Annotated in this window: 24 protein-coding genes; 19 read left to right on the top strand and 5 right to left on the bottom strand. The window is 39.3% G+C overall.

The features are described from left to right. The first annotated feature begins 15 nt into the window (after positions 1 to 15). The 15 genes from argH to ACIQVU_RS01275 all read left to right on the top strand — a co-directional run bounded on the left by argH (position 16) and on the right by ACIQVU_RS01275 (position 11,679). The gene (argH, locus tag ACIQVU_RS01345) at positions 16 to 1,389 is read left to right on the top strand and encodes an argininosuccinate lyase (RefSeq protein WP_340806214.1); all 1,374 of its coding nucleotides are present in this window, start codon (positions 16 to 18) and stop codon (positions 1,387 to 1,389) included. Positions 1,390 to 1,595: 206 nt separating this feature from the next. Next, positions 1,596 to 2,000: a carboxymuconolactone decarboxylase family protein gene (locus tag ACIQVU_RS01340; protein WP_340806211.1), complete on the top strand. Its 405-nt coding sequence runs from the start codon at positions 1,596 to 1,598 to the stop codon at positions 1,998 to 2,000. A 268-nt stretch (positions 2,001 to 2,268) separates the two neighbouring features. Next, positions 2,269 to 3,531, top strand: a complete 1,263-nt coding sequence (locus ACIQVU_RS01335; RefSeq protein WP_402893370.1) for an alpha/beta hydrolase — start codon at positions 2,269 to 2,271, stop codon at positions 3,529 to 3,531. An 11-nt stretch (positions 3,532 to 3,542) separates the two neighbouring features. Further along, positions 3,543 to 3,854, top strand: a complete 312-nt coding sequence (locus ACIQVU_RS01330; RefSeq protein WP_340806209.1) for a DUF3784 domain-containing protein — start codon at positions 3,543 to 3,545, stop codon at positions 3,852 to 3,854. 192 nt (positions 3,855 to 4,046) lie between these two features. After that, positions 4,047 to 5,240 (top strand): hypothetical protein, encoded by a 1,194-nt coding sequence (locus ACIQVU_RS01325; RefSeq protein ID WP_402893367.1) that lies wholly within the window; start codon positions 4,047 to 4,049, stop codon positions 5,238 to 5,240. A 31-nt stretch (positions 5,241 to 5,271) separates the two neighbouring features. Continuing rightward, positions 5,272 to 6,447 (top strand): amidohydrolase, encoded by a 1,176-nt coding sequence (locus ACIQVU_RS01320; RefSeq protein ID WP_340808580.1) that lies wholly within the window; start codon positions 5,272 to 5,274, stop codon positions 6,445 to 6,447. 75 nt (positions 6,448 to 6,522) lie between these two features. Continuing rightward, positions 6,523 to 6,675, top strand: coding sequence for a YpzG family protein (locus ACIQVU_RS01315; RefSeq protein WP_340806208.1), 153 nt, complete (start codon positions 6,523 to 6,525; stop codon positions 6,673 to 6,675). Positions 6,676 to 6,819: 144 nt separating this feature from the next. Continuing rightward, entirely contained in the window at positions 6,820 to 7,833 is a 1,014-nt protein-coding gene (locus tag ACIQVU_RS01310) for a S66 family peptidase (RefSeq protein WP_340806207.1), read from the top strand. A 17-nt stretch (positions 7,834 to 7,850) separates the two neighbouring features. After that, positions 7,851 to 8,387, top strand: coding sequence for a hypothetical protein (locus tag ACIQVU_RS01305; protein WP_340806206.1), 537 nt, complete (start codon positions 7,851 to 7,853; stop codon positions 8,385 to 8,387). A gap of 106 nt (positions 8,388 to 8,493) precedes the next feature. After that, positions 8,494 to 9,498 carry a hypothetical protein gene (locus tag ACIQVU_RS01300; RefSeq protein WP_340806204.1) on the top strand — a complete coding sequence of 335 codons (1,005 nt, stop codon included), beginning with the start codon at positions 8,494 to 8,496 and terminating at the stop codon, positions 9,496 to 9,498. A 120-nt stretch (positions 9,499 to 9,618) separates the two neighbouring features. Continuing rightward, positions 9,619 to 9,828 carry a DUF1963 domain-containing protein gene (locus tag ACIQVU_RS01295; protein WP_340806203.1) on the top strand — a complete coding sequence of 70 codons (210 nt, stop codon included), beginning with the start codon at positions 9,619 to 9,621 and terminating at the stop codon, positions 9,826 to 9,828. 171 nt (positions 9,829 to 9,999) lie between these two features. Then, positions 10,000 to 10,152, top strand: a complete 153-nt coding sequence (locus tag ACIQVU_RS01290; RefSeq protein WP_402893360.1) for a hypothetical protein — start codon at positions 10,000 to 10,002, stop codon at positions 10,150 to 10,152. Between the two features lie 224 nt (positions 10,153 to 10,376). Further along, positions 10,377 to 11,138, top strand: a complete 762-nt coding sequence (locus ACIQVU_RS01285; protein WP_340806201.1) for a MerR family transcriptional regulator — start codon at positions 10,377 to 10,379, stop codon at positions 11,136 to 11,138. Between the two features lie 223 nt (positions 11,139 to 11,361). Beyond that, positions 11,362 to 11,496, top strand: a complete 135-nt coding sequence (locus ACIQVU_RS01280) for a hypothetical protein (RefSeq protein ID WP_402893357.1) — start codon at positions 11,362 to 11,364, stop codon at positions 11,494 to 11,496. Positions 11,497 to 11,502: 6 nt separating this feature from the next. Then, positions 11,503 to 11,679: a DUF1963 domain-containing protein gene (locus ACIQVU_RS01275; protein WP_340806200.1), complete on the top strand. Its 177-nt coding sequence runs from the start codon at positions 11,503 to 11,505 to the stop codon at positions 11,677 to 11,679. A gap of 143 nt (positions 11,680 to 11,822) precedes the next feature. Here the strand turns inward: ACIQVU_RS01275 and ACIQVU_RS01270 are convergent, their stop codons facing one another. The 4 genes from ACIQVU_RS01270 to mscL form a co-directional block, all read right to left on the bottom strand. Then, complete coding sequence (locus ACIQVU_RS01270; RefSeq protein WP_402893354.1) at positions 11,823 to 12,119, bottom strand: hypothetical protein; 297 nt, start codon at positions 12,117 to 12,119, stop codon at positions 11,823 to 11,825. Between the two features lie 120 nt (positions 12,120 to 12,239). After that, the gene (locus ACIQVU_RS01265) at positions 12,240 to 13,400 is read right to left on the bottom strand and encodes an aminotransferase class I/II-fold pyridoxal phosphate-dependent enzyme (protein ID WP_340806196.1); all 1,161 of its coding nucleotides are present in this window, start codon (positions 13,398 to 13,400) and stop codon (positions 12,240 to 12,242) included. 3 nt (positions 13,401 to 13,403) lie between these two features. Continuing rightward, positions 13,404 to 14,519, bottom strand: coding sequence for a methionine biosynthesis PLP-dependent protein (locus ACIQVU_RS01260; RefSeq protein ID WP_340806195.1), 1,116 nt, complete (start codon positions 14,517 to 14,519; stop codon positions 13,404 to 13,406). Between the two features lie 365 nt (positions 14,520 to 14,884). Further along, positions 14,885 to 15,274, bottom strand: coding sequence for a large conductance mechanosensitive channel protein MscL (gene mscL / locus ACIQVU_RS01255; protein ID WP_340806193.1), 390 nt, complete (start codon positions 15,272 to 15,274; stop codon positions 14,885 to 14,887). A 160-nt stretch (positions 15,275 to 15,434) separates the two neighbouring features. On the opposite strand from mscL, the gene ACIQVU_RS01250 reads away from it, so the two are divergent. After that, on the top strand, positions 15,435 to 16,130 hold the full coding sequence (locus tag ACIQVU_RS01250; RefSeq protein ID WP_340806192.1) for a lytic transglycosylase domain-containing protein: 696 nt from the start codon (positions 15,435 to 15,437) through the stop codon (positions 16,128 to 16,130). A gap of 37 nt (positions 16,131 to 16,167) precedes the next feature. Here the strand turns inward: ACIQVU_RS01250 and ACIQVU_RS01245 are convergent, their stop codons facing one another. Further along, positions 16,168 to 16,425, bottom strand: coding sequence for a GlsB/YeaQ/YmgE family stress response membrane protein (locus tag ACIQVU_RS01245; RefSeq protein WP_274793515.1), 258 nt, complete (start codon positions 16,423 to 16,425; stop codon positions 16,168 to 16,170). Between the two features lie 572 nt (positions 16,426 to 16,997). On the opposite strand from ACIQVU_RS01245, the gene ACIQVU_RS01240 reads away from it, so the two are divergent. The 3 genes from ACIQVU_RS01240 (at position 16,998) to ilvD (ending at position 21,454) form a co-directional block, all read left to right on the top strand. Then, complete coding sequence (locus tag ACIQVU_RS01240; protein ID WP_402893346.1) at positions 16,998 to 18,173, top strand: amino acid deaminase/aldolase; 1,176 nt, start codon at positions 16,998 to 17,000, stop codon at positions 18,171 to 18,173. Beyond that, a complete protein-coding gene (locus ACIQVU_RS01235) occupies positions 18,161 to 19,483 on the top strand; it encodes a D-arabinono-1,4-lactone oxidase (protein ID WP_340806187.1) in 1,323 nt (440 codons plus the stop codon). The genes ACIQVU_RS01240 and ACIQVU_RS01235 overlap by 13 nt, the downstream gene beginning before the upstream one ends. 300 nt (positions 19,484 to 19,783) lie before the next feature. Beyond that, a complete protein-coding gene (gene ilvD / locus ACIQVU_RS01230; RefSeq protein WP_402893342.1) occupies positions 19,784 to 21,454 on the top strand; it encodes a dihydroxy-acid dehydratase in 1,671 nt (556 codons plus the stop codon). Positions 21,455 to 21,664 lie beyond the last annotated feature (210 nt).

Here is a 21,664-nt window from a genome sequence, read left to right as displayed (position 1 = left end):
AAAAGGTGAGCTGTGATGACAAAACTTTGGGGTGGGCGTTTTCAAAAGTCGGCAGAAGCATGGGTAGATGAGTTTGGCGCATCTATTGGCTTTGACCAGGAGCTTGTGCTAGAGGACCTTGAAGGTAGTGTTGCACATGTTACAATGCTTGGTGCAACAGGCATTTTACCAGCAGCTGACGTTGAAGCTATCTTAGATGGTCTTGCCCAATTAAAAGACAAGGCATTAGCTGGTGAGCTTGAATTTACCGTTGCTAATGAAGATATCCACTTAAATTTAGAAAAAATGTTAATTGATTTAATCGGTCCTGTTGGCGGCAAACTGCATACAGGTCGTAGCCGTAATGACCAAGTAGCAACAGATATGCATCTTTTCTTGAAAAAACGTGTACAGGAAGCAATTGATTTAATTGCAGCATTCCAACACACATTAATAGAGAAAGCACAGGAGCATATCGAAACGATTGCACCAGGCTATACACATTTACAGCGTGCGCAGCCTATCTCCTTTGCCCATCATTTAATGGCCTATTTTTGGATGCTAGAGCGTGATAAACAGCGCTTCACAGAATCCATCAAACGCATTGATATTTTGCCATTAGGTGCAGGGGCAATGGCAGGTACTACATTCCCAATCGACCGCTTACAATCAGCGGAGCTGCTTGGCTTTAGCAAGGTTTATGCAAACTCGATGGATGCTGTAAGTGACCGTGACTTTATTGTTGAATTTTTAAGTAATTCATCATTGCTCATGGCACATCTGTCACGCTTTGCAGAGGAAATTATTATATGGTCAACGGATGAATTTAAGTTTATCGAGCTGGATGATGCTTTTTCAACAGGCTCATCCATTATGCCACAAAAGAAAAATCCTGATATGGCAGAGCTAATTCGCGGTAAAACAGGTCGTGTCTATGGCAACCTCATGGGCTTATTAACGGTGTTAAAAGGTACACCATTAACATACAATAAAGATATGCAGGAGGACAAGGAAGGCATGTTCGATACCGTCCATACAATCCTTGGCTCACTTAAAATCTTTGAAGGTATGGTGCGTACAATGACAGTCAATACAGAACGTTTACAACAAGCTGTCCATGCTGACTTCTCAAATGCCACAGAGCTTGCAGATTATCTGGCTACAAAGGGTATGCCATTCCGTGAGGCACATGAGGTAACAGGAAAACTTGTCTTTACCTGTATTCAAAAGGGCATTTACTTGTTAGATTTACCGCTTGATGAGATGCAAAAGGAAAGTGCGCTGATTGAAGAAGATATTTATGATGTCTTAGCGCCAGAAGCGGCTGTTCGCCGTCGTCATTCCTTGGGAGGCACTGGTTTCGAGCAGGTTAAAATCCAAATTGAGCAAGCACAAGCCTGTCTTGCCTAATATGACTTTTGCGTGCATGTCCTTGTGACTTTTGCATAGATAATTCATGAAAGCTGTCCTGTGAGGCGCTATGAAAACCATATCCTTTTTCAGCAAAGCCAGAGGGTGATGTGAAAAAGAGAACCTTACATATGTGAAGGACAATCCTCAATTCTGGAGACGCGGAATTGAGGTTTTTGTGTAGAAAAAGATGGGAGGATTTATTAATGAGCGAACGTTTTACAAAGGGGCTTGAAACGATTAAACAGTATGTAACAGAGGAAGAAGCAGCAAGGATGGTTGAATCCGATGCATTGGCAGATATAGCCCCAGATTTACGAAAAATGATTATTGAATTTGCCTATGGGGATGTTTATGCAAGACCTGGGCTTGACGCAAAAAGTCGAGCACTTGTTGTGATTACAACGGTTGTGACACAGGGAGTAGCACCTCAAACTAAAACACATATACAGCGCGGCTTACATGCAGGTCTAACAGAAACAGAAATTGTAGAGGCACTTTTACAACTAGTGCCTTATGTTGGTTTCCCACGTGTACAAAATGCATTAACAATCGCACAGCAAGTTTTTGCAGAAAAAATGAATAAAAACATGGGAAATGGCTCATCATAATAGCGGAACCACTTATTAATCTGTGATGATGGGGAGGATGTAGAATGAGTAGTCAAATAGCCAAAGACCAAGAATCTCAGGAAAGTCCGCCACAACTGTTAAAGACCTTAACAGTGAAAATCAACAAGAAGCAATAAGTGTCCAAGGACTCAGAATTTTTTCTGGGTCCTTTTTTCTTTGGCTGAAAAATGGTTCATCAAAAATCTAAACGTTTTGACATACGAAAAAATCTGTAATACTCTAACTATAACAGATTGGGGGAGAGGCTATGAAAAAATTATTATGGTTATGCTGTGTATTAGTGCTTGTGGGAGCATGCACGCACAAGGACGCAAGGAGGGATGATGATATAAATAAGCAATTTATTGGCAAATGGGAAGGCGTTATTGAAACACCAAATGGTCCGCTTCCTATTGTGGTGGATTTACAGAATGATAGCGGCACATTATCGGTTCCAGCACAGGGCTTGACAAATTTACCATTACAAACGATTAGCTATACAGATAATCAAGTAACGATAGCTATGCATATCAATGGCTCAGCCATTACGATTAACGGTACATTAAAAGACAACCAAATAGAGGCTACATTTCAACAAAATGGTGGTACATTTCCATTAATTTTAACCGCCTATCAAAAGCAGTCTATTACGTATGAATTCTTGAAGATACCTGTTCAGCAGGGTGATTTAACAGTAGCCGTACAAAAGGCGAGTACATCCCCATCACCAGTGGCATTAATTATCGCAGGCTCTGGGCCAACAGATAAGGATGGCAATTCCGCTTTAGCAGGTAAAAATAATAGCTTAAAAATGCTTGCAGAGGGCTTAGCAAAAAAGGGCATTACAACGATACGCTATGATAAACGAGGACTTGGTGATAACCAAGCACTTGTAACAAAAGAAGAGGACAGTACATTTGACCAATACGTGGATGATGCTGTCCACATTCTGCAAACATTATTAGCTGATCCAGCTTATACAGGCGTACACGTTATTGGGCATAGTGAAGGCTCTCTTATTGGCTTACTAGCAGCGCAAAAAACAGGTGTAGAGTCCTTTGTTTCCATTGCAGGTGCAGGAAGACCATTGGATGAAGTGCTGTTAGAGCAATTAAAGGGTCAGCTCGCACCAAATCTTATCAATGAATCAACAAATATTTTGGCAGCACTTAAACGGGGTGAACAAGTAGCAACAGTATCACCACAATTACAAGCTGTTTTTCGTCCATCTGTGCAGCCTTTCTTAATATCCATGATAAAGCATCATCCTGCAGCGGAGCTTGCCAAAGTAACAGGTCGCGTATTAATCGTACAAGGAACAACGGATTTACAGGTCAAGGAAGCCGATGCTGAAGCATTAAAGCAGGGCAAACAAGAGGCACAGCTACTTTATATGGAGGGCATGAACCATGTGCTGAAAAAAGCACCAGCAGATCGGGCTGGCAATTTAGCAACCTATGCAGACCCCACACGCCCACTTCATGAAGAGTTGCTGCCAGCTATTCAACAATTTATTCTCAATGGAAAGTAGGGTGATTGCATGTGAGCGGCTTTGTATATTTTGTGCTGATGCTACCATTTCTTATTTTTGCGATTGTTTTATCACAGGGGAAGGGAGCTTTTTTGCTAACAGGGTTTCATACAATGTCACAGAAGGAGCAACAATATGATGAAAAAGCACTAGCAAAATTTATGGGGAAGATTATGTATAGTTACTGCTTTTGCCTATTATTATGTGCTTTCAGTGAATTATGGGCAATACAATGGCTATTAGTAATGGGGCTTAGCCTATTTGTAGCACTCACTATTTTTGTGCTTATTTATACAAATACAGGCAAGCGCTTTCAACAATAAAGGACTTGTTTACTACTAATAACAAGTTCTTTTTTTATGTAAAATATAGGGGATTAAAATCAAAGTTTCATATTAGAAATATTCTCGAAAATGATATATTTTTCCTCTTTTCTGTAAAACTAAAATTTTTAGAATAATAAGTATTATTATATATAACATTAAAAATTTAATAGGTTAGGAGAATTATTTGATATGTCCCAAATGTTAGCACTGACGATTGTACTGAGTATTTTATACATCGGAGATATCGTTGCAACAAGAACAAAAGCTTGGATTCCATCTGTGTTCGTCTGTGCGGTATTATTTTTAGTTGGCTATTGGACTTTCTTCCCACAAGATATTGTTAGTATTGCAGGGATTGGTCCAGTCGTTGCCACAATGTTAATGTATTTATTAATTACAAATATGGGCACATTGCTGTCCCTTAAAGAATTAAAAAATCAATGGAAAGCTATTGTCATTTCACTGTCAGGTATTTTAGGAATTATTGCGATTTTATTTACCATTGGTACAATGATTTTTGATTTAAAAACAATGATTGTAGCGATTCCTCCATTAGTAGGTGGGGTTGTTGCGGCATTGGTGATGTCGGAGGGGGCAGCGGCGGCAGGCTTAGATGATTTAGCCGTTTTTGCGATTGTTATCTATGTAATTCAAGGATTTGCAGGCTACCCAATTACATCTATTGTACTAAAACGTGAAGCGAAACGTTTGCTAAAGGAACACCAAAGAGGCAACGTTCAGACAATTACCCAAGCACAAGAGGAAGAACCTGTACCAGCGTCTGAGCAACAGCCAAAACTATTTAGCAGAATCCCTGCAAAATATAATACGGAATACTTTAAATTTTTCCGTTTAGCACTTGTTGGCTTACTAGCTTATGGTACATCTGTTGCCCTAGCACCCATTGTAACTGTAAATGCTTTAGTGCTTTGTTTAGTGTTTGGTGTACTTGCCTCAACAGTTGGCTTTTTAGAAAGACAACCATTACAAAAGGCAAATGGCTTTGGCTTTGCCATTATGGGCTTAATGCTCTTTATATTTGATGGTTTAAAACAGGCATCTCCAGATATGCTGTTACGCATTGTTGTGCCATTAGTTGTTTCGATAATATTAGCTGTGATTGGGATGTATATCTTCTCCTTTATTGCAGGAAAGCTCTTAAAGGTCAGTCCAAACTTAGCGTTTGCTGTATCATTAACAGCATTATATGGATTCCCAGCAGACTATATTTTAACGAATGAAGTTGTTAAATCATCAACAACAGATGAAAAGGAGCGTGAAATGTTATTAAGCAATATGCTACCACCAATGCTTGTCGGAGGCTTTATTAGTGTGACGATTACATCCGTTATTTTAGCGGGGATATTCGTAAGCTGGCTATAATAACATGAACGAACGTAAGGAGAGAGAAATTATGTGTAATATCAAGGAGATCATTGCTGAATTAAATAATGAGCTGGTGGCGATTCGTCGTCACTTACATAGCGAGCCAGAGCTTTCTTGGGAAGAGTATGAAACAACGAATTATGTGGCTGCTTATTTAGATCAATTAGGTATTCCTTATCGACGCACAGAGCCAACAGGCATTATTGCTGAATTAAAGGGTGGTAAGGAGGGCAAAACAGTTGCTTTACGTGCAGATATGGATGCTTTGTCTGTTTACGAAATTCGAGAGGATATTCCGTATCGCTCTAAAACAGATGGTAAGATGCATGCTTGTGGTCATGATGCTCATACAGCAATGCTACTAATTGCTGCTAAAACATTACACGCTGTGCAGGAAGAGATTGAAGGAACAGTTCGCTTTATTTTCCAACCGGCTGAGGAAGTTGCCGCAGGAGCGAAGGCCATGGTTGAGCAAGGGGCAATGGACGGTGTTGATAATGCCTTTGGGATTCATATTTGGTCACAAATTGATACAGGAAAAATTCAATGTAATAAAGGGCCAGCATTTGCCTCCGCTGATATTTTTAAAGTAACATTTACAGGGCGCGGTGGTCATGCTGCCGTGCCACACGATGCGATTGATGCTGTTATGATTGCCTCTACATTTGCCTTAAATGTTCAAACTGTTGTATCACGTACAGTTGATCCATTGCGTCCTGCTGTTTTAACAATTGGTAAAATGGATGTAGGCACACGCTTTAATGTGATTGCAGAGAATGCTGTTTTAGAGGGAACGGTTCGCTGCTTTGATAAGGATGTTCGTTCACATATTGAAGCACAAATTTATCATTATGCCCAGCAGGTGGCTGCACTTTATGGTGGTACAGCACAAGTTGTTTATGAATATGGCACACAGGCAGTCAATAATGATGTGGAGAGTGCTAATTTGGTGGAACGACTTGCTGTTGAACATTTTGGCGCACAAGCCTATCACCTAGATGATCCAACAATGGGTGGAGAGGATTTTAGCTTTTATTTAGATGAAGTACCGGGCTGTTTTGCACTTGTAGGTTCAGGCAATACAGAAAAGGATACACGCTGGGCACATCATAACGGTCATTTTGATATTGACGAAGAAGGTTTACGTGTCGGCGCAGAGCTATATGTACAATATGCGCTCACGTGGCTGAAAGAAAATAAATAACGTATTGTTCATACGATATTGCCTATACTAACAAAGATTTCACTTATCAAAGCACAATGATGAGGAGGATGAAACATGAGTAGGTTCGAACAATTAGACCCAAAATCTCAAAAAATCCACCGCAACTGGTCACGGATGAAGCATGCCAAAGCGCAAGTAAATGGTGAAACGGAGATTACACTCCATAACCGTCTTTTGCGAAGTGAAGCAAAGGCCCGACAGTTTTAATCATGCTAAAGCTATAAGTGTTATCACAGGGGAGCGTTTCAACTAACTTTTGAAACGCTCCTTTTTGAGTGGCTAGAGTAGCTATTCATGAAACAAAGTATGGAACATGTTATGATAGCAAAAAGCATGAAGGAGTGACTACATATGATAAAATATCCAACTTTAGAAAAAGGGGCAACGATAGGCGTGACTGCACCATCGTCTGGTGTCCCAAGTGAATTACATCATTTGTTACAGTCTGCTTTTAACAGTGTGGAAAGCAAAGGCTTTACTATTATTTGTGCGGAAACAGCATGGACGCAAGATAAGGCAAGGTCTGCCTCAGCTCAAAAGCGTGCAGAGGAATTTAATCAGATGATGCTCCGTGAAGATATTCAGCTAATTATGCCTCCTTGGGGCGGAGAGCTACTTATTGAAACACTTGAGTACATAGATTTTGACCATATGCAAAGTAAGTGGGTGTTAGGCTATTCTGATATTAGTCTGCTATTATTAGCCATTACATTAAAAACAGGTATTGCGACAGCTCACGGCACGAACCTAATCGATTTAAGGGGCGACTATTCGGATGAAACCACAGCCATGTGGCAGTCTGTTTTATCCATAAAAAAGGGTGAGTCCATTCTTCAGCGTTCCTCCAAAAACTATCAAAAAGAATGGCAGCATCATAACCCAACACCGTATATTTTTCATCTAACAGAGCCTACTTACTGGAAATCCACCATCAATGAAAAGGTGAAGATACAGGGGCGATTACTCGGTGGCTGCATTGATACAATCAGACATTTAATTGGTACACCATATGGCGATGTGCAAAGTTTTACAGAGAGCTATAATCAAGGGGATACGATTATTTGGTATCTTGAAAATTGTGAGTTATCGACGACGGATTTGCGGAGAACACTTGTACAAATGAAATTAGCGGGCTGGTTTAACGATTGTAGTGGTATTCTGTTTGGAAGAAGCCCTGCCAATACACCTGTTGCAAATTATACAGTAGTGGATGCTTATCACGAACTTGCAGAAGAATTGCAGATTCCTATTTTATATGATATTGATTGCGGTCATGTGCCACCACAGCTCACTTTGATAAATGGCGCATACGCTGAAGTTGAAGCTGAGAATGGGCAAGGCACTGTGTTACAGACATTTAAATAATAAGGAGAAAAGATAAAATGAGTATACCTATTCCATGCTATTTACAGCCATTTGCCGAAAATGTGCAACAGCTAGACGATATAATATCACAATTCCAGCTGCACTCTAGCACTGGGAATCATCAGTTTACGATTTGGTATTACGGTGATTTACTGAAGCTTGATGGTGAGGAGTTACCTTTTATTACAGGCTCAACAGCTAAAATTATGGCAAAGGATACCGTAACGGGCGAGGAAATTTTACTGTTTGATCGGACAGAGCATGGCTATGATGCAATGTTTTGTGATGACTATACAGAGGAGGAGCGGCAAAACCGTCCACTGCAAAAATATGAGATGCCTGCAATGGAGGTCGTTATAGCCTTTTATTATAATGTTGACTATGACGAGGAGGCAGAGGACTATGAGCTTGATGAACAAGGGAATGTGCAGCTAATTAACGGTAAAACTGCAGACTGGCAAACTGTCAAAAACAATGGCTATGATGCACTTGCTTTTTATCTAAAAAAAGAGGATGGCACATTACTCGCCTTCGCAGATGAAGAATTAGCATAACCATTTGACCAAACCTAGAAATGATTCTAGGTTTTTGATTTACCTTCAATTATTTGGTATAAAGCCGATATAAACGCTAACGACTAACAAAAGGAGGGTACATAACATGAAGATAGAATCTTACGCAAATCCAGCAACTGTTCTTCACGCTGTAAATACTCAAGCTAAGGAAGAAAAGCATATGCAGGTCAGCAAAGACAAGCAGGATGCTGTAACAATTGGAGAGGAAGCACGTCGATTATTTGGTGCTCAAGTTCAATTACAGGAGGCGCCGGAGGAAATTGCTCAAACAATAGCTTCTATGTTTAAAGATGGTGGAAAATTCAAATTTGTTGAAAGTGAGGAGCAGCTAGCGATTCGTGCGGAACAGCAGGTACAATTTGAGGATGCAATTGAACATAATGTGCGAGCAATCATCATCCCACATATCCAAACAAATGATAAGCTCGTTAATAGCTTAAAGGGAGCAAGTCAGCAAGTGCTGGACGCTACCTACTCAACCATCTCTCAAAACTTTTTAGTACGTAATATTGGCGAGATGACAGAGGAGCAGCGTCAGGCTATGATTTCGCTTGGCATCGAAAAGGCGCAATTTATTGCCGATCATTACTTACAGGGACAGCAAGCAAAAGATTATATGGAGGTGATGACAACCATTGCAAAATTTGCAGTCAATGGTGTGAAAAATGACAATGGTACGGTTTCCTATGCCATTGAAAGGGGACCATTAGTGAATGCACCGAATGATTATGTTCATATGGATGATGTAGTGAAAGAGGCATTCCCTGAAAAATGGCAGCGTATTCAGGAGAGTATTTCGAAAGCTACTGAAAAGCAGGATCATGAGGCACTTGCTGAGGCGTTCAAGGAGTACAGCCAATTGGCTAAATCAATTCATACAAGCCAGCCACATCTTGTACAAAAGAAAATAAAAGACTATAACAATTGGCAAAAAGCGATTACTAATACAGTGATGCCAACGCAGTTTCAGTCATTAGATAAAACATCCCTGCCAAACTTTATCAATGCGATTGAAGCAGCGAATACTTGGTTATCCAATGAATTTTTAGCGAAGGATTTAAAGCAGTTTCAACGATATTTAACAAGATAGGACGGTCATTGGTAAAGGAGTGGCAGATGAACCAGACTTAATGGTACTTGCGATTCAATCTGAGCATTAGAGGACAAAAGATGAGCAGTATCGAAAAATTTATTATAGGAAGATAATTAAGTGCATAAGACAGAGGAATTATTAGCCCTTGCCAAAAGCTCTATTCGAATGCTTGCCCAGCCATTTTCGATTGGACGCTCCAAAATGGGGGGCTGTTCTGATGTACCAGCTCATTTTACTTGGCTATATACGAATGACGATAGCTCCCTATATTTTCTGTGCCAAGTTAATCTTACTGAAATCAAGCCGTATGATAAACATCACGCATGACCTGTCAATGGGCTACTCTCCTTTTTCTATAATGCTATGGAGCAGCCATGGGGCTATGATCCGTAAGATTATGATCGCTTTCGCATTTTTTATTTTGCACAGCCGATCGACAACCTTACAAGAGTCACTATACCTGCTGCACTAAAGAAGTATGGTCAGATTGATGGCGCAGTGCTGCAATTTAAACATCAATGGACACTTCCATCACGGGAATATCCATATTTCGGTAAATTAGAGGGGATTTTAGGTGAGGCTATTGATAGCTATAGTGATTTACAATATGAATGGCTGGAAGCTGAAGAAATGACTGTGGCTTTGAAATAAAGTTGAACTGTTTAGAAAAGTCGTACCGTTTTGAAAAAAGTTTAACCGTTTATAAAAAAGATGAACCGAAATTTCCTATCTCTATAAAGAAGGAATTTCGGTTTTTTTTGTAGATTAAGAACTTGTGAAGTGATAATAAAGCCATTCCATTAAATGGACCATTTAATTTAGAAATCTTAATAAAAGGACTTGAACCTAACGTAACGTCAGGTTGTATAGTAAAGTTGCCGGCAAAAACAATCGTACGAAATGAGGGGATGATCATAAAAAGAAAATGGAAAGTTGGAGAATTAGCAAAGCAAACCGGATTAACGGTGCGCACCCTGCACCACTATGACCAAATTGGCTTATTTTCTTCATCTGACATTACGGAATCGGGCCATAGAATCTATACCGAAGCAGATATTGTAAAGTTGCAACAAATCCTATCACTAAAACAATTGGGGTTTTCCTTGGAAGAGATTAAAGCAACGATTGAAAATCCTAATTTTAATCCAATTGAAGTAATCAAAATACAGTTAGAAACTGTAAAGAAACAAATTGAAGTACAAGAACAGTTGTACAGTAGGCTTGAAGGCATGTATCAGCTACTTGCAACCCAACAGGAAGTTCAGTCTGAACAATTTATTAAATTAATTGAGGTGATCAATATGAGTGAAAAATATTTTACGAAAGAACAATTAGAAAAAATGAAAAATCAAACAGAGCAATTTAGCTTAGAAGAAAAAAGGCAAGTAGAAAATGATTGGGCTGAATTAATTACTAATGTCCGAGTTGAATTGGAAAAAAATACATCGCCAGAAAGCCCTGTTGTTGTACAATTAGCTAAACGTTGGCAGGAATTAACTAATAAGTTTACTGGTGGTGATCCTGAGATCGTTAAGGCAGCTGAACGTTTCCATGCAGAAAACCCAAACAATCCACTGCAATATGGGGTAGATGGAGAGCTTTATAAGTATATTAAAAAAGCTATGTCACAAATTTAAATTGATTTTTGTAATTAATGAAAAGGTTGTAGGCATTTCATATCGCCTCGGCTTTTTCGTTTTAAACAATCAGACCCTTTAACGGAATAACATCAGTAGAAAATAATCAATCTTTTTTATAAAAAATTACCAGAAAGAAATATTTTGAGAGCCTGTTTTGATCAATCTTTTTTCAAAAGCAGGCTTTCTGCTTTTCGATAATATCGAATTTTAAATGCTTATTATGATCAAACTTTATTTTAAACTTACAATGACTCATCGTATTGGTGGTGACCCTGATGTTATTCAGGGTGATATGTATTTGGAGTGTCAGCTTGTGACCAATGGTTTATATTGTGATGATTCAACAGGCTATTAAGACCCTTTGCGAAAGGAGCTAGAGGCAGGAGCGACGGATTGGCAATTATTGCTGCAGTTTGATTCAGCAAAGGACCTTGGCTATATGTGGGGAGATCGTGACAGACTATATTTTGGAATTCGCGAGGAGGACTGTCGACAACAGCGATTTGAGAAAATATGGATTATTTTGCAATGCTTTTAGTAAAAAAGGGGGGGTTAACATACCCACTTTTTTCACGAATCTCACCGTTTTTAAAAGATAGCCATCGAATAATTCATCATATTCTTCTACTTTTGTAAAGCACTTTGCTGTATAAAAATTCATACCCACTGTATTTTCCTTCTCTACACAAACAAATAATGCGGATAGCTCTGCATAGTAGGGTGTAAATACATAGCGAATAGCTCCGCTTCCCCATTGATAACATTTGAGAAATGAGCGAAGCCTACAAGTGATTCATGAAGCACCGCAACTAAAAATGGACTATTCGCTAACCGTTTTATGAGCTGCTCTATTGCTAAAAAATGATCTTGAATAGCATGAGCAATAATATCCGCATATGTATAATGCCAGCTGCTTCGGGCAATTTCTTGTACAAAAGCAATATCATCTTTTTGCATTTGTCGTATAATAAGGGACAATATTTTCACCTACAATGTCGAATATAAGTATACCAATATATAGAACAATTATATGCTTAGGTAAAAAAATAAAGCATAAAACCGCGTTATAAAAATCACGATTTTATGCTAAATCTCAAGCTAAGCCTTTGCAGCAAATTCTAATGCTTGTGCAAAATCGGCAATTAAATCATCGACATGCTCAAGCCCTACTGAAAAACGTAAAAGTCCATCTGTAATGCCACGTTTTGCACGTTCCTCAGGCTCCATCGCAGCATGGCTCATCTTTGCTGGATAAGAAAGGATTGATTCCACGCCTCCAAGAGAAACTGCAAACACAGGAATTGTCATTGCCTCTACTAATGCCTTTGCAGCAACGTAACTTGGCAAACGGAAAGATAAGACAGCACCTGCACTTGTGCTTTGGCTTTGATGAATGTCATAGCCAGGATGTGAGGCAAGCCCAGGATAATACACTTGCTCAACAACCGGATTCGCAGCTAAAAACTCTGCAATCTTTTGGGCAGATTGTGCGGAGCGGCTAAAGCGTACATCCGTTGTTTTAATATTTTGTAGCAGTGTGAAGGAATCCTGCACACCTAAAATATTACCGAATGAATTTTGAATAGCGTAAAGCTCCTGCCCAAGCTGTTCATCGGCTGTTACCGTTAAGCCAGCAATAATATCAGAATGACCTGATAAAAACTTTGTTGCACTATGAATTACGACATCTACGCCAAGCTCTAATGGGCGTTGGTGTAACGGTGTCATAAATGTATTATCTAAAAATGTTAGGCATTGGTGCTGCTTGGCAAGTGCCACCACACCACGAATATCTGTAATACCCAATGTTGGATTCGATGGAGTTTCTATATAAAGTAGCTTTGTAGCTGGTGTAATAGCCGCTTCCACTGCCGCTAAATCCGTGAAATCGACAAAAGTATGAGAAATGCCAAAGCGTGGTAATACCTTTGTGACAAAACGATATGTACCGCCATACACATCCTCTGTCATCACAATATGATCGCCCTGTGATAATAACATTAGAGCTGCTGATACCGCAGCAATACCTGATGAAAAGGCATGTGCACGTACACCGCCCTCTAATTCAGCTACCGCTTTTTCGAGCGCATCTCTTGTTGGGTTACCAGAGCGTGCGTAGTCATATTCGCCAAACTCATCAATGCTTTCTTGATGGAAGGTAGAGGACAGGTACATTGGAACATTGACTGCTCCTTTTTTATTTGTATAGCCATCACGTACACCAGCGTGAATTAGACTTGTTTCAATACGTTGCTTCATTCATTATGCCTCTTTTCTAAGAATATCGAATACTTGACGTAAGTCTGCAATTAAATCTTCTGCTTCCTCAATTCCAACAGAGAAGCGGAGTAAACGATCACATACACCGCGCTCCACACGCTCTTCATATGGCATATCTGCATGTGTTTGTGTAGCAGGATATGTAATAAAGCTCTCAACACCGCCAAGACTTTCAGCAAACGTAATTAATTTTAAATTGCGCAGGAATGGATCAACCCACTCAGGCTTTTGCAGACGGAAGGATAGCATGCCACCTTTTCCTGTATAAAGCACATCTGTTACAAGCTCCTCTTCCTCTAAATAAGCCGCAATTGCTTTCGCATTTGCATCATGCTGCTTTAAGCGTAAATGCATTGTTTTTAAGCCGCGAATTAGCAGCCATGAATCCATTGCGCCTAGCACCATACCACTGCCATTATGAATAAAGCCAATACGCTCAGCTAATTCTGTACCTTTTACTACTACAAGACCTGCTAGCACATCATTATGTCCACCAATATATTTTGTCGCAGAATGCAGGACAATATCTGCGCCTAACTCGATAGGACGTTGGAAGTATGGTGTATAAAACGTATTATCAACAATTAATAATAAGCCATGCTTATGTGCTAGCTCAGCATATAATTGTAAATCAAATTCCTGCATCAATGGATTTGTTGGCGTTTCAATAAATAATGCACGCGTATTGTCATTAATTAATGCTTCCACATGTTCAACAGATTCAAATTTTGAATAAACAGGCTTAATATTATAAGTTTCTTCGAAGAAGGCAAATAGTCGATATGTACCGCCATATAAATCATCAGGCACTACTAGCTCATCGCCCGGTTTAAAGATGGAAAGCACTAATTGAATGGCTGCCATACCAGAGCTACAGGCAAAGCCCATATCGCCGCCCTCTAAATCTGCAATACCTGCCTCTAAAAGTGCACGTGTTGGATTTTTTGTACGTGTATAGTCAAAGCCAGTAGATTCACCAATACCAGCATGCTTATAAGCAGTTGATAAATGAATTGGCGGGCTTACAGCACCTGTTGCTGGGTCGCTTAAATTTCCTAATTGTACAAGTTTTGTTTCAATGCTTCTGTTTAATGTCATAATGTCACTCTTTTCTTTAATGCTGAATATAAAGCGTATATTGGCGCTTCTTATTCATTGTATTTTCAATAATTGTTATCAATTTAACATGTATGGAAAAGAAGAACAAGGGTGATTTCTGAAAATTAGCGAGATTATAAATACCTCTAAAGAAAATAAATACTTGCGATTTGGGCGAGAATACCCGCGAAGCCAGAGTAAATACCTGCGATTCGAGAGCGAATACCCACGGAGCTAGGACAAATACCCGCGTTTCGGGCGAGAATACCAACGAAGCCAAAGCATGCATCTTCACAATACAGCACTAATTTCTGCTGAATGCCATAAAAAAATCTGCCTCAATAGAATGAAACAGATTGTTAGGATTAAGCTTGTTCTTTTTTCAATAAATCGCGAATTTCTTTTAATAATTCTTCCTTTGCATCAAGCTCAGGTGTTGGTTCTTCAACAGCAGCCTCTTCCTTTTTACGTGTTAGCTTAGTCATAATGCGTAAAGCCATAAAAATCGCAAAGGCAATAATTAAAAAATCGATGATTGATTGTAGAAATATACCTAAATTAACTTGGGCTTCTCCTGAGCCAAAAACAAAGCTCTTTGTTAAATCAATACCACCTGTTAATATACCGACTAACGGCATAATAATATTTTCAACTAAGGAGGTTACAATTTTACCAAAAGCACCGCCAATTACAACTGCTACTGCGAGATCAACAATATTGCCTTTCATCGCAAATTCCTTAAAGTCTTTCCACAAAATAAATTCCTCCTTAATTTTTATCCATCAAAGCGTATTTTACTATATAGTTCTCAGCCTTTTCAACTGGTTTTATAGTGGAAACGGCGATGAAAAGATATACTACATTTATCCGTAAGTTTGGTAAGATGAAAGAAGAATACTAGATTAGGTGTGGCTTATGGCAAAGAACAAAAACAAGAAACCGATGTTATCATCTACAGCAAAAATGGGTATGATAGCCTTATTAATACCAATCGCAATTACTGTTTATATTTTTACATTTTTTGCATGGAAGGAACTACAAACTTTACCGATTTTCGAAAAGCTTGCCCAGCAAAAGGTGGTAGAAGAAATTCAACAGCATTTTGACATGGCTATCCCAGAGCAATTTATTCCTATTTATGTAGCAGCAGAGGAAAAATATGGTGTGCCATGGACATTGCTAGCTGCCCATCATCGGATCGAAACACGCTTTTCTACAATGAAAACAATGGTTTCATCAGCTGGCGCAGAAGGGCATTTACAATTTATGCCTTGTACATTTGTAGGCTGGCAACATCCTACTTGCTCAGGGTTAGGCAAAGGCGATATACCAAAGGCAGAGCTGATGAACCCAGCAGCTATTGCAAAATATGGTGGCTATGGTGTAGATGCTAATGGAGATGGTATTGCAGACCCTTATGATATTGAAGATGCCATTTTTAGTGCAGCGAATTACTTAGCGAAATACGGTGCTGCTAATGGAGAAATTCAACAAGCTGTTTTTCAATACAATCACAGTGATGAATATGTAGAAAAGGTACTGCATTATTTTCATATGTACCATGATTATCATGATGAATTAAAAGCAGCCGTGCTAATCCATCATAAATAGGAAAGAGCCACCGCAATGATGGCTCTTTTTAACATATTTAAGTCGCCTTGCGCATACCTTTTAAAATAAGGCTTACGATAAAGATCAGCACGATTGCGCCAATTAGTGCTGGGAACACATAGAAATCACTTACTTTCCAGCCCCAATTACCTAAAACCATACTACCGATCCAAGAACCGACAATCCCTGCAATAATGTTCCCGATAATGCCACCAGGTACATCCTTACCTAAAATTACGCCAGCTAACCATCCGAGAATACCGCCGATGATTAAATACCAAATGAAACTAATCATTATTTTCATCTCCTTAAAATTAAGATATAATGGCGATTACTTAGTTATACCCTGAATGAAGCAGATTAAACGTGTTCTGCTTTTTTAGTAATTATTACATGCTTTTCAACCCATTATTTGCTCTACATATATCACTGTAAATAAGCATAAATTATATGTTGTACAGCATCGCTTATCTCTATAATATGTATAGCTGAAAAATTTGTACCATCCATCTCACTAATATTCTCCATTTTTATTTAGGTTCATAGTCTTTTGAAAAAATATATATAAATTTCAAAAAAAGTTTGAAATTTTTGTGACAAGTCACTATAATAATAAAAAAGGAGAGTGATTCATATGGATATGGCTGTAATGAAACGTTTAAATCGACAAGGTTTTTTGATTGCGGGTTTACATTTACTAGTAATGCTTAATCTTGCAGCTGAGTTTTTATACGCATCGTAACCAACTACTATAGAAAGGTGAATAAAATGTTTATCCAATTTTAAAACAACCGTGAAAGCTTTGTTTAGCCAATGCTCACGGTTGTTTTTATTTTATAAAATGTCAAATACAAGGGAGGCGATTGTATGACAACAAGGATGGAGCAAGCGTTTTATCATTTGGAACGGCCATTTGCTTGGCTGGATTTAGATGCGCTAGATAAAAATATTCAAACGGTACACAATGCTTGTGGTGAAAAACAAATTCGAATCGCAACAAAATCCATTCGCTCTATGGAGGTACTGCGCTATATCCAAAAGAATCTTGCGAATGCTGTAGGCTTGATGACATTTACAGCAGCAGAAACGATTTATCTATTAGAACAGCATTTTGATCATTTATTGCTTGGTTATCCTGTGATGGAAGAGTCTGCGATTCGTCGATTATTGCATTTTGTTAAGGATGGAAAAAGCGTTACCTTTATGGTGGATCGACCAGAGCATATCCAACTATTAGCAAAGCTAGGGGAGGAACTTGGCGTACGTGTGCAGGTTTGTATTGATATAAATGTTTCCAATGATTTTAAACTATTGTATTTTGGGACGAAACGTTCATCATTGTATTCTCTTGAGCTATTAACGCCGTTTTTACAATTTATTCAACAGCATCCTATCATTGAGGTTACTGGCGCGATGGGCTATGAGGCTCAAATTGCAGGTGTCGGCAACCGCCCTGCAAATGCTTTAAAAGGTAGATTGATTGAAACGATGCAAAAACAGGCTAAAAAGCAAGTGACCCAATTTCGTCGCTTAGCCGTTGCCCATATTAAGGCTTATTTTCCGAATCTTCGCTTTGTGAATGGAGGAGGGTCGGGGAGTATGCGCTATACAGCCCAACAAAAAGAGGTGACCGAAATAACAGTAGGCTCCGCCTTTTATGCACCTGCATTGTTTGACCAATTTACACATTTGCAGCTAGCCAAAGCAGCTGGGTTTGCATTACGTGTCACAAGAAAGCCTGAAAAAGATATAGTTGTTTGTCATGGTGGTGGTTATATTGCTTCTGGCGCAATGGGTATCGACCGTTTACCTGTATTCTATGAATCTGCTACATTTGCATATCTTAGCTTAGAAGGGGCAGGGGAGGTGCAAACACCCATTAAAGTAAAGGGCAGCAACATACAGATGGGCGATACGATCTATTTTCGACATGCCAAGGCTGGTGAACTTTGTGAGCGCTTTCAAGTATTGCATAGTATTCGTGGGGATGAATATATGGGACCATATACAACATATAGGGGGGATGGACAATGTTTTCTATAGCAACATGGCAGCATGGTGCAAAATGGACAAACTGGGCTGGCAATGTGGTGTCATATCCAGGTGAAATGCATACACCACGATCCATTGAGGAAGTTTCAACAATTGTCAAGCAAGCGCGTGAAGCGGGAAAAAATATTCGTGTAACAGGTGCAGCTCACTCCTTTAGTGCTGTTGCTATGCCAGAGCATATCGCTATTTCTTTACATAATATGCGGGGATTAATCGCGATGAATGAGGAGCAGCAGGAGGCAACATTATGGGCTGGCACGTATTTATATGAAATTGGTCCACTGTTAGCAAAATATGGCTTTGCTTTAATCAATATGGGTGATATTCAGGAGCAAACAATTGCTGGTGCTGTATCAACAGGCACACATGGTACAGGGGTTACACTCGGTTCCCTGTCCTCGACAGTTATGGCATGGGGCTTTGTAGATGGCACAGGTGTATATCAGGAGCATCGTCGAGGCATGGACGATTTATCAGAAGCGCTCCATGTATCACTTGGTATGCTAGGTGTGCTGGTCAAAGTGACGATAAAGGTCATGCCAATCTACGGCTTACACTATATAGGGACGAGCGATACACTTACAAATGGGCTGGCACTTTTTGCGGAGGATATTCGCCAGCACCGTCATGTGGAGTGGTTTTATTTTCCGGGGAGTGAAACCATTCAGATAAAGCGTATGAATGCTGTAGCGCCTGTTTATCAGAGTGAATGGAACAAGCGAATAGAAATGCTTAAGCTGCAAGTTGTAGAAAACGGTGCTTTTTTTGCGATGTCAGAGCTTTGTAAATGGCGGCCTGCTTTAAGCGGTATGATGAGCAAAGTTGCAGCGAGCAGTGTTGTGAAGGGTGAGAAAGTCGGCATTAGCTATGAAATTTATCCATCACCTCGTAGTGTTAAATTTCAGGAAAGTGAATATGCCATTCCGTTAACACAGTTTGAAGCATGTATGGAGGAAATTCATGCAACCTTGCAAAAGGGTATTTTCCATGTGCATTTTCCATTAGAATGTCGAACAACGGCAGGGGAAGCAGGTTTTTTAAGTCCAACCCAAGGGCGAGAATCAGCCTTTATCGCTTTTCATATGTATAAAGGCATGGCAGAACAGCCGTACTTTAAATGGGTGCATACATTGATGCAAAAATATGATGGCCGTCCTCATTGGGGCAAGCAACATTATGTAACAGCTCAAGCAGTCCATACACTATATCCAGAGATTGAAAGATTTTTAACTATCCGTCAACAATATGACCCTGACCAAGTATTTTTAACAGGTTATCTAAAAAAATTATTTTTATTGTAGCGTATAAATGATAAAAAAATAAAAATTACATGAACTATTAAAATTTTTATCAAAACGAGATAAAAATGATATTTAATCAGCATGAAAACGATTTCAAATTTAGCTGATTTTTTGAATTGTTTAAACAATTCAAAAAATACTGTTGACGAGAAGCTTTTTTCGTACTATGATAACAACAATTTAACACGTTCGTTACAACAGTAATGAAACGAAAAAGCTATGATTCTATAAACAAAATTTGAATAGACAGAACATTTTGTATATAGCAACAAACAGAGCAATAAATGAGGGGCGTTTAAAATGAGAAGTGACATGATTAAAGTAGGCGTAGATCGAGCGCCGCATCGAAGTCTTTTATATGCAACAGGCAAAGTAAAAGCAAAAGATTTAGGCAAGCCATTTATTGGTATTTGCAACTCTTATATCGACATAATACCAGGTCACGTTCATTTACGTACGTTCGCTGATGTTGTCAAAGAAGCCATTATTGAGGCGGGTGGTATTCCATTCGAATTTAATACAATCGGTGTTGATGATGGTATTGCAATGGGGCATATTGGTATGCGTTATTCATTACCAAGCCGTGAAATTATCGCTGATTCAGCAGAAACAGTTATCAATGCACACTGGTTTGATGGTGTATTTTATATTCCAAACTGTGACAAAATTACGCCAGGTATGCTAATGGCAGCAGTTCGTACTAACGTACCATCCATTTTTGTTTCGGGTGGTCCAATGGAGGCTGGTACATCTGCTTCAGGCAAACAGCTTTCATTAACATCTGTTTTTGAAGGCGTAGGAGCTCATAAATCTGGCAAAATGTCAGCTGAGGAGCTATTAGATATTGAAAACAATGCCTGTCCAACATGTGGTTCGTGTTCAGGTATGTTTACAGCAAATTCTATGAACTGCTTAATGGAAATGCTTGGTGTCGCTTTGCCTGGAAATGGTACAATCGTAGCCACTTCTGAGGAGCGCCATAAGCTGATTAAGGAAGCAGCGAAGCAATTAATTCGCATGGTCAAAGAGGATGTGAAACCTCGTGACATTATTACAAAAGAGGCAATAGATGATGCCTTTGCACTTGATATGGCAATGGGCGGTTCCACAAATACCGTTCTTCATACATTAGCCATTGCAAATGAAGCTGAAATAGATTACAACATTGAAGATATTAATAAAGTAGCAGAACGTGTACCATATTTAGCAAAAATCATGCCTGCTTCTGATATCTCAATGGATGATATTAATAAAGCTGGTGGCGTAAGTGCCATTATTAATGAATTAGTATCCATTCCAGGAGCGATTCATCCAGACCGTCCAACAGTGGCGGGTGTAACGATGGGCGAACTTGTCAAAGACCATCATATTACAAACAATCAAGTGATTCGAACAAAAGATAATCCATATAGTGCTGTAGGTGGCCTATCGATATTATTCGGTAATATTGCACCTGAAGGCTCTGTGATTAAAGTGGGCGCAGTTGACCCTTCCATTAAGGTGTTTACAGGAGAGGCAATCGTCTTCGATTCACAGGAGGAAGCTCAAGAAAATATTGATAATGGAACAGTGAAAGAGGGTCATGTTGTCGTCATTCGCTATGAAGGACCTAAAGGTGGCCCAGGGATGCCTGAAATGCTTGCACCAACATCTGCGATTCAAGGTCGCGGCCTTGGTACAAAAGTTGCGTTAATTACAGATGGTCGCTTCTCAGGTGCATCCCGCGGTATTTCAATCGGACATATTTCACCAGAAGCTGCTGAAGGCGGTCCAATCGCTTTAGTTGAAAATGGCGATATTATCTCTATTGATTTACCAAATCGTACAATTCATTTAGAAGTTTCAGAGGAAGTTTTAGCTGAACGTCGTGCAAAATTACCTGTCTTTGAACCAAAGATTAAACGTGGGTGGCTTGCAAGATATTCTAAATTAGTAACAAACGCTTCAACAGGTGGCGTAATGAAGATTTAACAATTTCATATTTTAAAGCGTTGATGAGGTTAAAGGTTCTAGAGCCTTGTATCTACCAGAGAGCCGGTTGTGCTGGAAGCCGGCGATACAACTAGTTCCGACATCCCCTCGGAGTGAGCTATTAAACGTGTTTACACCATTAGATAGCTTCGGGCATATTCGAAAGTGCTCGTTATTAATGAATAAATGTTTTATGACACCGTATTGGAT

Origin of the sequence: Lysinibacillus sp. NPDC098008 (assembly GCF_044760715.1) — a bacterium.
Lineage (GTDB): Bacteria > Bacillota > Bacilli > Bacillales_A > Planococcaceae > Lysinibacillus.
The sequence above is the reverse complement of the archived record's forward strand: the minus strand, read 5'-3'. Positions and strand labels throughout refer to the sequence as shown.

Excerpts from the sequence above, each read along its gene's own strand:
- argH (WP_340806214.1), top strand. The coding sequence starts at position 16 with ATGACAAAACTTTGGGGTGGGCGTTTTCAAAAGTCGGCAGAAGCATGG.
- ACIQVU_RS01340 (WP_340806211.1), top strand. The coding sequence starts at position 1,596 with ATGAGCGAACGTTTTACAAAGGGGCTTGAAACGATTAAACAGTATGTA.
- ACIQVU_RS01335 (WP_402893370.1), top strand. The coding sequence starts at position 2,269 with ATGAAAAAATTATTATGGTTATGCTGTGTATTAGTGCTTGTGGGAGCA.
- ACIQVU_RS01325 (WP_402893367.1), top strand. The coding sequence starts at position 4,047 with ATGTCCCAAATGTTAGCACTGACGATTGTACTGAGTATTTTATACATC.
- ACIQVU_RS01320 (WP_340808580.1), top strand. The coding sequence starts at position 5,272 with ATGTGTAATATCAAGGAGATCATTGCTGAATTAAATAATGAGCTGGTG.
- ACIQVU_RS01315 (WP_340806208.1), top strand. The coding sequence starts at position 6,523 with ATGAGTAGGTTCGAACAATTAGACCCAAAATCTCAAAAAATCCACCGC.
- ACIQVU_RS01310 (WP_340806207.1), top strand. The coding sequence starts at position 6,820 with ATGATAAAATATCCAACTTTAGAAAAAGGGGCAACGATAGGCGTGACT.
- ACIQVU_RS01305 (WP_340806206.1), top strand. The coding sequence starts at position 7,851 with ATGAGTATACCTATTCCATGCTATTTACAGCCATTTGCCGAAAATGTG.
- ACIQVU_RS01300 (WP_340806204.1), top strand. The coding sequence starts at position 8,494 with ATGAAGATAGAATCTTACGCAAATCCAGCAACTGTTCTTCACGCTGTA.
- ACIQVU_RS01280 (WP_402893357.1), top strand. The coding sequence starts at position 11,362 with ATGATCAAACTTTATTTTAAACTTACAATGACTCATCGTATTGGTGGT.
- ACIQVU_RS01265 (WP_340806196.1), bottom strand. The coding sequence starts at position 13,400 with ATGAAGCAACGTATTGAAACAAGTCTAATTCACGCTGGTGTACGTGAT.
- ACIQVU_RS01260 (WP_340806195.1), bottom strand. The coding sequence starts at position 14,519 with ATGACATTAAACAGAAGCATTGAAACAAAACTTGTACAATTAGGAAAT.
- ACIQVU_RS01250 (WP_340806192.1), top strand. The coding sequence starts at position 15,435 with ATGGCAAAGAACAAAAACAAGAAACCGATGTTATCATCTACAGCAAAA.
- ACIQVU_RS01245 (WP_274793515.1), bottom strand. The coding sequence starts at position 16,425 with ATGATTAGTTTCATTTGGTATTTAATCATCGGCGGTATTCTCGGATGG.
- ACIQVU_RS01240 (WP_402893346.1), top strand. The coding sequence starts at position 16,998 with ATGACAACAAGGATGGAGCAAGCGTTTTATCATTTGGAACGGCCATTT.
- ACIQVU_RS01235 (WP_340806187.1), top strand. The coding sequence starts at position 18,161 with ATGTTTTCTATAGCAACATGGCAGCATGGTGCAAAATGGACAAACTGG.
- ilvD (WP_402893342.1), top strand. The coding sequence starts at position 19,784 with ATGAGAAGTGACATGATTAAAGTAGGCGTAGATCGAGCGCCGCATCGA.